This window comes from Bacillus cereus group sp. RP29, assembly GCF_040459765.1.
Classification (GTDB): domain Bacteria; phylum Bacillota; class Bacilli; order Bacillales; family Bacillaceae_G; genus Bacillus_A; species Bacillus_A paranthracis.
In genome coordinates, this window is record NZ_JARVHN010000001.1 from 5,270,001 (window position 1) to 5,272,500 (window position 2,500).

Genomic DNA, 2,500 nt, shown 5'->3' on the forward strand with positions numbered 1-2,500 from the left:
AATGGCTCTTACAATAAAAACTGGTGCCGACTAGAGGACTTGAACCCCCAACCTACTGATTACAAGTCAGTTGCTCTACCAATTGAGCTAAGTCGGCTAAATGGTGGAGGATGACGGGATCGAACCGCCGACCCCCTGCTTGTAAGGCAGGTGCTCTCCCAGCTGAGCTAATCCTCCGGATTGCCTGGCAACGTCCTACTCTCACAGGGACAAGGTCCCAACTACCATCGGCGCTAGAGAGCTTAACTTCCGTGTTCGGTATGGGAACGGGTGTGACCTCTCTGCCATCATTACCAGACTGTATTCATTTAAGACAAGAATTATTGTAACTTATTTCACTTTGAAAGTCAACAAGTTTTTTATATTCTTTCAAAACTAGATAACATTGCTTCATATTATATGGTTAAGTCCTCGATCTATTAGTATTCGTCAGCTCCACATGTCACCATGCTTCCACCTCGAACCTATCAACCTGATCATCTTTCAGGGATCTTACTAGCTTACGCTATGGGAAATCTCATCTTGAGGGGGGCTTCATGCTTAGATGCTTTCAGCACTTATCCCTTCCGCACATAGCTACCCAGCTATGCCCTTGGCAGAACAACTGGTACACCAGCGGTGCGTCCATCCCGGTCCTCTCGTACTAAGGACAGCTCCTCTCAAATTTCCTACGCCCACGACGGATAGGGACCGAACTGTCTCACGACGTTCTGAACCCAGCTCGCGTACCGCTTTAATGGGCGAACAGCCCAACCCTTGGGACCGACTACAGCCCCAGGATGCGATGAGCCGACATCGAGGTGCCAAACCTCCCCGTCGATGTGGACTCTTGGGGGAGATAAGCCTGTTATCCCCGGGGTAGCTTTTATCCGTTGAGCGATGGCCCTTCCATGCGGAACCACCGGATCACTAAGCCCGACTTTCGTCCCTGCTCGACTTGTAGGTCTCGCAGTCAAGCTCCCTTATGCCTTTGCACTCTACGAATGATTTCCAACCATTCTGAGGGAACCTTTGGGCGCCTCCGTTACACTTTAGGAGGCGACCGCCCCAGTCAAACTGCCCACCTGACACTGTCTCCCGGGTCGATAAGACCCGTAGGTTAGAATTTCAATACAGTCAGGGCGGTATCCCACCAGCGCCTCCACCGAAGCTAGCGCTCCGGTTTCAAAGGCTCCCGCCTATCCTGTACAAACTGTACCAAAATTCAATATCAGGCTACAGTAAAGCTCCACGGGGTCTTTCCGTCCTGTCGCGGGTAACCTGCATCTTCACAGGTACTATAATTTCACCGAGTCTCTGGTTGAGACAGTGCCCAAATCGTTACACCTTTCGTGCGGGTCGGAACTTACCCGACAAGGAATTTCGCTACCTTAGGACCGTTATAGTTACGGCCGCCGTTTACTGGGGCTTCAGTTCAGAGCTTCGCTTACGCTAACCCCTCTCCTTAACCTTCCAGCACCGGGCAGGTGTCACCCCCTATACTTCGCCTTACGGCTTCGCAGAGAGCTGTGTTTTTGCTAAACAGTCGCTTGGGCCTATTCACTGCGGCTTTCCGTTAAGAAAGCACCCCTTCTCCCGAAGTTACGGGGTCATTTTGCCGAGTTCCTTAACCAGAGTTCTCTCGCACACCTTAGGATTCTCTCCTCGCCTACCTGTGTCGGTTTGCGGTACAGGCACCTTTTATCTCGCTAGAAGCTTTTCTTGGCAGCGGGGAATCAAAGACTTCGCTCCATAAGGAGCTTCCCCATCACAGCTCAGCCTTTACGATAAGCGGATTTGCCTACTTATCAGCCTAACTGCTTGGACGTGCACAACCAATCGCACGCTTCTTCTATCCTTCTGCGTCCCTCCATTGCTCAAACGATAAAGAGGTGGTACAGGAATATCAACCTGTTGTCCATCGCCTACGCCTGTCGGCCTCGGCTTAGGTCCTGACTAACCCTGAGCGGACGAGCCTTCCTCAGGAAACCTTAGGCATTCGGTGGACGGGATTCTCACCCGTCTTTCGCTACTCATACCGGCATTCTCACTTCTAAGCACTCCACCAGTCCTTCCGGTCTGACTTCACTGTCCTTAGAACGCTCCCCTACCACTGATACCATTCGGTATCAATCCGCAGCTTCGGTGGTGTATTTAGCCCCGGTACATTTTCGGCGCAGAGTCACTCGACTAGTGAGCTATTACGCACTCTTTAAATGGTGGCTGCTTCTAAGCCAACATCCTAGTTGTCTAAGCAACTCCACATCCTTTTCCACTTAATACACACTTTGGGACCTTAGCTGGCGGTCTGGGCTGTTTCCCTTTTGACTACGGATCTTATCACTCGCAGTCTGACTCCTAAGGATAAGTCATTGGCATTCGGAGTTTGACTGAATTCGGTAATCCGATGAGGACCCCTAGTCCAATCAGTGCTCTACCTCCAAGACTCTTACACTTAAGGCTAGCCCTAAAGCTATTTCGGGGAGAACCAGCTATCTCCAGGTTCGATTGGAATTTCTCC

The 2,500-nt window shown here is 51.0% G+C and carries 3 tRNA genes and 2 rRNA genes (2 of these 5 only partly in view); all 5 read right to left on the reverse strand.

Annotated features, from left to right (window positions below):
* A tRNA-Lys gene (locus QCI47_RS27820) sits at nucleotides 1–8 on the reverse strand (it extends 68 nt beyond the left edge of the window).
* Between the two features lie 13 nt (nucleotides 9–21).
* Nucleotides 22–97 (reverse strand) — tRNA-Thr (locus tag QCI47_RS27825).
* 4 nt (nucleotides 98–101) lie between these two features.
* Nucleotides 102–177, reverse strand: a tRNA-Val gene (locus QCI47_RS27830).
* Between the two features lie 5 nt (nucleotides 178–182).
* A 5S ribosomal RNA gene (gene rrf / locus QCI47_RS27835) occupies nucleotides 183–298 on the reverse strand.
* A 101-nt stretch (nucleotides 299–399) separates the two neighbouring features.
* Nucleotides 400–2,500, reverse strand: a 23S ribosomal RNA gene (locus tag QCI47_RS27840) (it continues 822 nt past the right edge of the window).